The sequence below is a fragment of the Novipirellula sp. genome (assembly GCF_041583735.1).
Taxonomy (GTDB): domain Bacteria; phylum Planctomycetota; class Planctomycetia; order Pirellulales; family Pirellulaceae; genus Novipirellula.
In genome coordinates this window covers 1-7,399 of record NZ_JBFHFD010000438.1, presented here as the reverse complement: position 1 = coordinate 7,399, position 7,399 = coordinate 1, and the positions used below count along the sequence as shown (strand labels likewise).

Below are 7,399 nucleotides of genomic sequence, written 5' to 3'. Positions count from 1 at the left end.
CGACGATTGGCGGCGCCAAGTAGGCAAGCATTTGCTGCAAGTATGTCCAGATGTTCGGGAATTTGACGATTTGTGGTGCCCAAACGATGGCGAGCGTCATGAATACGAACGTGACGATTCGACCGGCAACGACGACTCGCCCCCCTCGTTTGATATTCGCAAGCATTTTTCGTCGGGGCCCTCGATCAGTGCCAACGGTCGCTACATCGCCTTCGCCAGTCTCGCCAGCGATCTGCTCGATCCGGATGACGGCGTGGTCGACGAAAACGCCGGGCCCGACCTTTTTGTCTTGGACCGCGATGCCGACATGGATGGTATTTTCGACGAAGCAGACGGAATGCAAATGCATTTGGTCAGTGTGAACGAAGCGGGCACCGCCAGCGGCGACGGTGGCCTGTTTGGCTCGTCCAATCCCACGATTAGCGGCAACGGTCGCTATGTGGCATTTTCGACCGATGACGAAGTGATCGATGGCGTGACCGGAATGAAGGTCTATGTTCGCGATCTCATCGCCGAGACAACGTACTTGATCAGTCCTGCGGATGGAGCCTCCGGCGGCGGACCGGCGGCCGGTACATCCGGCGATGGCAACGTGGTGATCAGCAACTTCACCGATAGAGTTGGACGAGCCGCCTACGTCAGCCTTTCAAGCGAACTCGATCCCGACGTCAGCGACGCCAATGGAACGATCGATGTGTACGCATTCACTCCGCCGACCGACATCGTGATCGGTCGCAATTTTGCAACCGGCTTCAGCGATTTCATTCAATCGTTCCGTGTGCTGCACCAGGATGCTTCGGAATTTGAAGTGGGCTACTACCGATCGCTTGACGATCGACTCGATGCCAGCGACGAACTGCTAGGCGTGACCGCGATTACCGATCCCGACGATCTTGTCGTCGATGGAAATCGGATTATTTCAACCACCATCGGCGTCGATGCAGGCAGTGTGCCGTTTCCGGGGATCGATGGCGACGCGGACCCGATGGAGGACTATTTCATCTTGACCGTCGCTGATCACTTGGACGTTGTGCCCGAGTTCGACGGCGATCCGCTAAACGAAGACAACACGCGGCCGCTAAGAGGAAGCTATCAATTGCCGGGCACTCCGGTGTTTGCACATGGCATCGCCCGCGACGAAACATTCACGGTCGACGTCGTTGGTCCGTCCGTCGAACTGAGCTATGGAATCACTGGCATCGGGACCCCAAACATTGTCTCGTACGACCTGGACGAAGGTTTGGAAGTTCATCTACGCACGCACGGTGGCAACGATACGGTGAACGGCAGCGATTTGACCGAAGTGGTCTTTGGCGGGGACGGCGACGATGTGCTTCGCGGACAAAGCGGCGACGACAAACTATTTGGAGGTCCTGGGGGCGACCGAATTGATGGCGGCGAAGATGCGGACACCATCGATGGCGGCGAGGGTCCCGACGTTTTGAACGGTGGTCCCGGCGCGGACGTGATTTTTGACGGGCCTGGGGACGATAGGGTCGATGTCGGCATCGGCGATGACACCGTGTTTGCGACTCCTGGTGGCGCGGATGTCTTCATCGATATCGGCGGCGATGACACGCTAGACTTCTCGTTCGCTTCGCTTCCGATCACGATCGATTTGGATTCGACCGCGGTTCAGACCGTCGATTCGGCGGGCAACACGATTCGGTTGGTTGGCCAGTGGGAAAATTTCGTCGGCAGCCCCTTTGACGACGACTCCACCGTTTATGTCAAACCGCTCGATGTTCCCCGATTGATTGACGGAGGCGACGGAATCGACCGCTTGATACTGGATGCCAGCGGTGAAAACGTGATCAACGATGGTACCAAATTCTCGTTCCCCGGAACGGGATTGGCAGATGTTAGCTACGTCGGTTTTGAACAGATCCATGTGATCAACGCCGCCCCCAACCTGATCGATGATGGCGACCCCGGTTACATCGCCGAGGGATTTACAAGACAGTTTGATCCACTGTTTTTACAAGGATTCAATGGTGACATCGAATTCAGCGCCGCCAACGCCGGCAACGTGGCCACATGGACGTTCACTGACATTCCCCCAGGCCAATTTGCCGTCTCGGCGACTTGGACCAGTGCTCCGGACCGCGGCGAAAATGTTCGTTTTGTCGTGCATGACGGAGACTCGAGCGGCCCCATCGTGGCCGACGTGCATGTCAACCAAGAGATCGCTCCCAACGAGTTTGACGTGCAGGGGATTTCGTTTCAGAATCTCGCGATTGTTCCCATCACCGGACACACGTTGACGGTCGAGTTGTTTGATCTCGATGCCGACCTGGGTGATGATGATCCCAATTCGTTTGTGATCGCCGATGCGGTTCGGATCGAACCGATTTCCGAAACGTGGATCATTGATGACGGGGACACCGAGTTCTCGTCTTCGGGAATCCACAACCAAGGCATTGGTGCGTTCGGCGATATGACAAGCACTCAAGCGATCGGTGCGACGTCTGCTGGCGTTTGGGATTGTACCGGCGCCGAGTGCAGTTCCTTGCTTCCCCCGGGCCCCTATCTTGTTTCGGCAACGTGGCCTTCGCTCGCGCTGGGGGCCTCTCCGAACGCAACGTTTATCGTCAACAGCGGAGTCAATTCGTTCACGACCAATGTCAACCAGTTTTTCCCGCCCAGTGATTTCAGCGACATCGGGATCGACTGGGAACAACTTGGGGTTATTGAGGTCGATGAAGGAGAGGGGATTCGTGCTGAATTGATTGGCGACGCGGGGCTACTATTAGCCGATGCGATTCGTTTTGATCCCGCGGCCCGGGTGACGGTGCGTGATCCAGCGGGTGACGAGGTCGCGAATGGCAGCACATGGAACCTTGGGCAGACCGTGATCGATTCGGATGCGGGGACCACGCTGCTAACGGATCACATTACGATCGAAAATTCAGGCATCGCCGACTTAATCATCAGCAACCTGCAAATCAGTGGTTCGGGGTATTCGATCGTCGACGCGGGCTCCGACGTGCTTCGTCCTGGAGGTGCAACGCAAGTCGGAATCATGTTGCAAGCAAGCTCACTGGGGACATTCGATGGTCAATTGACCTTTCAAACGAATGATTTTGCCAATGATCGCTTTGAATACACTATCGATTTATCCAGCGAGGTTGTCGAAGACAATACGCCGCCGACCGTCGCGATCACGTCGCCCTTTGGCGGCGTCACGTTCATCGAAGGCAGCACGATCCCGATCGCAGTGGAGGCAACGGACGAAATTCAAATCAAGGCAGTCGAACTCCGTGTGGATGGCAATTTCGTTGAATCCGACGACTCGTTTCCGTTCCATTTTGATTTTACGTTGCCGGCGGATGTTCCCAACGTCGAGTTGAGTGCCCGAGCGATTGACGTCGCAGGAAACCAGACCGATTCCCGGCCAATCACCGTCAACCTAAGCGAAGATCAACCGCCTACGGTAACCATCACTCAGCCGATCGATGGTCAAGGCATTATCGCCGGCTCGCCACTGCGAATCGCGGTCGACGTCGAGGATGATGTCGAAGTGGAATCGGTGAGATTGTTTATCGATTCGCAACTTGTTGGATTCGAAGTTTTTGATCCATTTGTGTTCGACTTTGACTTCCCTAATCTTCCTGCGGGGCTCCATTCGATCGAAGCCCTGGTCTCCGATACCGCGGGCAACCTCAACACCGACACCATTGATCTAAACGTCTTTTCGCCACCGGCGATTCATTTTGGTTCGATCGTCGTGGGATCCGAAAGCGGTGCTCCGCCGGTCGTCAAAGTATTTGAACCCGATGGCACGGAAACATTCAGTTTCTTTCCCTATTCGCCTACATTCAGTGGCGGCGTGCGAGTGGCCAGCGGCGATGTTAACGGCGACGGCACCCCCGATATCATTACTGGTCCAGGCGCCGGCGGCGGACCGCATGTCAAAGTGTTCGACGGGGCGAGCGGAGCGACGTTACATAGTTTCTTTGCCTACGACCCCCAATTTACCGGCGGTGTCTTCGTCGCGGCGGGCGACGTTTCTGGCGATGGCATCGACGATATTATCACCGGAGCGGGCTCGGGCGGCGGGCCGCACGTAAAAGTGTTCAGTGGCACTACGGGCGTAGAAGTGGCGAGTTTCTTCGCGTTCCCCAACACCTTTACTGGCGGCGTTCGCGTGGCAACCGGCGACGTCAACGGCGACGCCCAAGCCGATATCATCGTCGGTGCCGGCCCCGGTGGCGGTCCTCATGTGCGTGTCTTTGATGGTCACACCGCCAATCAATTGCCTCCCACAGGCGTGATCCCGGCCGACCAAATCCTAAGCGACTTTTTTGCGTTTGACCAAGGCTTTCTCGGAGGCGTATTCGTTGCCGCCGCGGACCTAAACGGCGACCGATTAGACGACATCGTCGTGGGTGCCGACCAAGCAGGGTCCAATAACGGCGGCCATGTGAAAGTCATCGATTCCGCATTGTTGCCCCACCTTGATACCGGCATCCGAATTCCCGACCCAAGTTTGCTTGCTCATTTCTTTGCCTATGACCCCGGTTTTGCCGGCGGTGTGCGTGTCGCCGCGGGCGACGTCAACGGCGATGGCGTCGCCGATATCGTGACGAGCCCAGGGATCGACGATCCGATCGAAGCAACCGTCAAAGTCTTTGACGGCAACGACCTGAGCTCGATCAATGACATTGAACTCGGCGCCGGTTTTTCAGGATCAGCCGTCGCGGTGGCCGACCAACCGATCGCGTCGGTGGTCAACCTAAATCCCGGCAGTCAGCAACACGAGGTGGACGTAAACACTAACGGAGTGACGGTACGTGATCAAAACGGCAACATCGTTTTCTTTCGGCCCGCAACCGATCCGTCATCGACCATCCGGCTGAACGGATCGCCCAACAGTAATGATCTGTTGATCTTTCGTGGCATCGGCATCCCGCCGATGGGACCGTTCGTGTTCGACGGTGGGATCGGCGGCAACGACGCATTAAGACTGGATGTTCAATCCGCCAGCGATCCGCCGCTGGATTACCTAAAAACCAAACTCCAATCGAGCTTGGTCACTTCATTTTTTACCGATCGCAATGCGGATGACCTCGCCTTCGCTTTGACAGCGATCGACTTGGAACCGATCGAAGACAATCTTGACGTGGTCGACCGCGAATTCGTGTTTGCGGACACCGACGACAATGTCGTTTTCGACACCGGTAGCGACGCGGATGATAACGTGCTGCGTATCGATAGCGACCATAGCGAAGTGATCGATTTCCAACAATCCACCGGAACGACGCATGTGCAACTCGGTGGCGGGTCCGATGTGTTTACGTTCGACTTGTCCGTGGACCAATTGCCCACACTGGATGGCGGGTTAGGCGACGATGCTCTTGTTCTCGGCGGCAGCGGTCATCATTTGGATCTGACCGATCCCATTCTAAACAAACCGATCAATTTGGAACGCATTGATGTGATCGGCGCTAGCCCCAATGAATTGACCCTCGATGGACCGAGCGTCATTGCGGCGACCGATGAAAACAATGTCTTGGTCGTCGTTCACGATGAAGATGTCACGATCAATTATTCTGGCGACGACTGGCAAGTGATGCCGCCTGTTTTCGTCGATGGTAGCCAGCGGCATGTCTTGGCCAATGCTGAAGCCACTGTGCAAACGGTCAACACCAAACCGTGGCAGAATCCCTTTGCAGCGACCGATGTCGATCACAGTGGCGCGACGACCGCGTTTGATGCCTTGCTGATCATCAATCTGCTGGACCGGTTCCGATCAAGCGCCGTCGTGCTCGAGACACCGACCGACGCCACGACGCTGGCGAATCGCTACTACGACGTCAATGGACAGCTCAATGACTTCGGGCAATACGTCGCATCCGCAGCGGACGCCCTCGATGTGATCAACTTCCTCGATCTCAACAAACCGGCGCCGCCCGCATCAACGGAAACCTTGTCGCCGCCACAACCCGAAGCTGCAATTCCCAATCTAATCCCGTCGAAGGCAAACACGACCGCGGACGATCGAAACGAGCCGCAGCAAGTGGACCTGGTTCCAAACGAATCCCAACTAAAACGGGGTGATGATGTTGCGAATCAAGCCGCGTTATCGATCGTGACAGAGCCAATGGCAGACCCAATCACCAAGGTGGATTCAGTTCCGAACCAGTCGGACTTGGACACTCGCGATCGAGCTTTAACAGAGTTGTTTTTACGGGCCGAAATTGATTGATGCGAGATAGAGCTCGCCACATGGGTAATTCGGAGGTGGCCGACGACCAAGTTTCCTGATGTTAAACAGGTAGGCATCGGGCATTCGGCAGGTTAGCTGTTTTGGCAAACCCTGTGAAGCATTTCGAGGCGGCAAACTGCGGCATTTTCGTTTCGTAGCTACGCTCGTCAGAGCGTGGTTGGTTGCCACGCAAATGCGAATCACCACCTTCTGGCAAAGGTAGCTACCCCAAAAATGCTTCACCGCGTAGCCCCGAACCGCGGAAGCCAATTGCGGCCCAATTCGCAACCGAAGTACCATCGTCCAAATCGTCGATGCTTGAAGGGATTGCACAGCATTGCTCCTGCCCCCTTTTCCAAACGATGTTAGACCCACCAGCGATACTATGGGTACGACAAGTCGATCGTATTGTCACCGGATTGGACCTCCACCTTTTTCTTGATGGAGGCAAGTTCATTGCTGACCATTCCCGTCGAGACCATGGGGGCATCAGGGTCGTTCATGTCCGTTGGCGTCGCATTTCGAATGACGACCTCGTGTGCCCCAAGCAACGCGCCCCTATCTGTCGTACTGAATGCTAGGTCGTATTGCCCGTTGCTGTCGGTCGTTGCTGTAGAACTTCGGCCACCTTCAACAGGTGCGAACATGACATCCACGTTGGAAGCTGGCTTGCCGTCGATCGTCACCTTTCCGGATACTTTACCGAGTGGCGGTCCCGACGGCGTACAACCAATTGAAATTAGACAGAACGATAGGATGGGGAGCAGAATTTTGTACATGGACCGCAATGCAAAAAGAGTGAAACACGAAATACATGAGGATTGTAGAAACAAGCGAAAACCGACGCTGTTGGCTACACATTTCGCATCTGTTGCAACTGATTGCTAGCAGCCAGGTAGAACATTGACTGCCAACAAAGAGCGAAAAACACGAAAGAATTACTCAAAGTCGTCAATGACTTGGCGATCGTCGCGAGCGGAGAGTTGTTCTAGCACACTATCCACCTCATTTGTCCCGCCGTTAAACAGACTATTGTGGTCGATGCTATCTGTTAAAAACCGGACGCTGCCGTCACACAACAGAAATTGCACGCCGCCGACGTGAAGGCTTGAAAATCCCTTATTGCAGTTTCCATTCGCGAAATTGAGAGGGCCAGCCATCGAACCAAGAGTGCGGTGGACTTCACTCTGT

2 protein-coding genes are annotated in these 7,399 nt (G+C 55.4%); one reads left to right on the top strand and one right to left on the bottom strand.

Translation table 11 applies throughout. The features are described 5' to 3' along the window. The first annotated feature begins 70 nt into the window (after positions 1 to 70). Positions 71 to 6,208, top strand: a complete 6,138-nt coding sequence (locus tag ABX962_RS25090) for an Ig-like domain-containing protein (protein ID WP_372723390.1) — start codon at positions 71 to 73, stop codon at positions 6,206 to 6,208. Positions 6,209 to 7,146: 938 nt separating this feature from the next. Here the strand turns inward: ABX962_RS25090 and ABX962_RS25085 are convergent. After that, the coding region (locus ABX962_RS25085) for a DUF1559 domain-containing protein (protein WP_372723388.1) at positions 7,147 to 7,399 on the bottom strand (253 nt) is incomplete at its 5' end.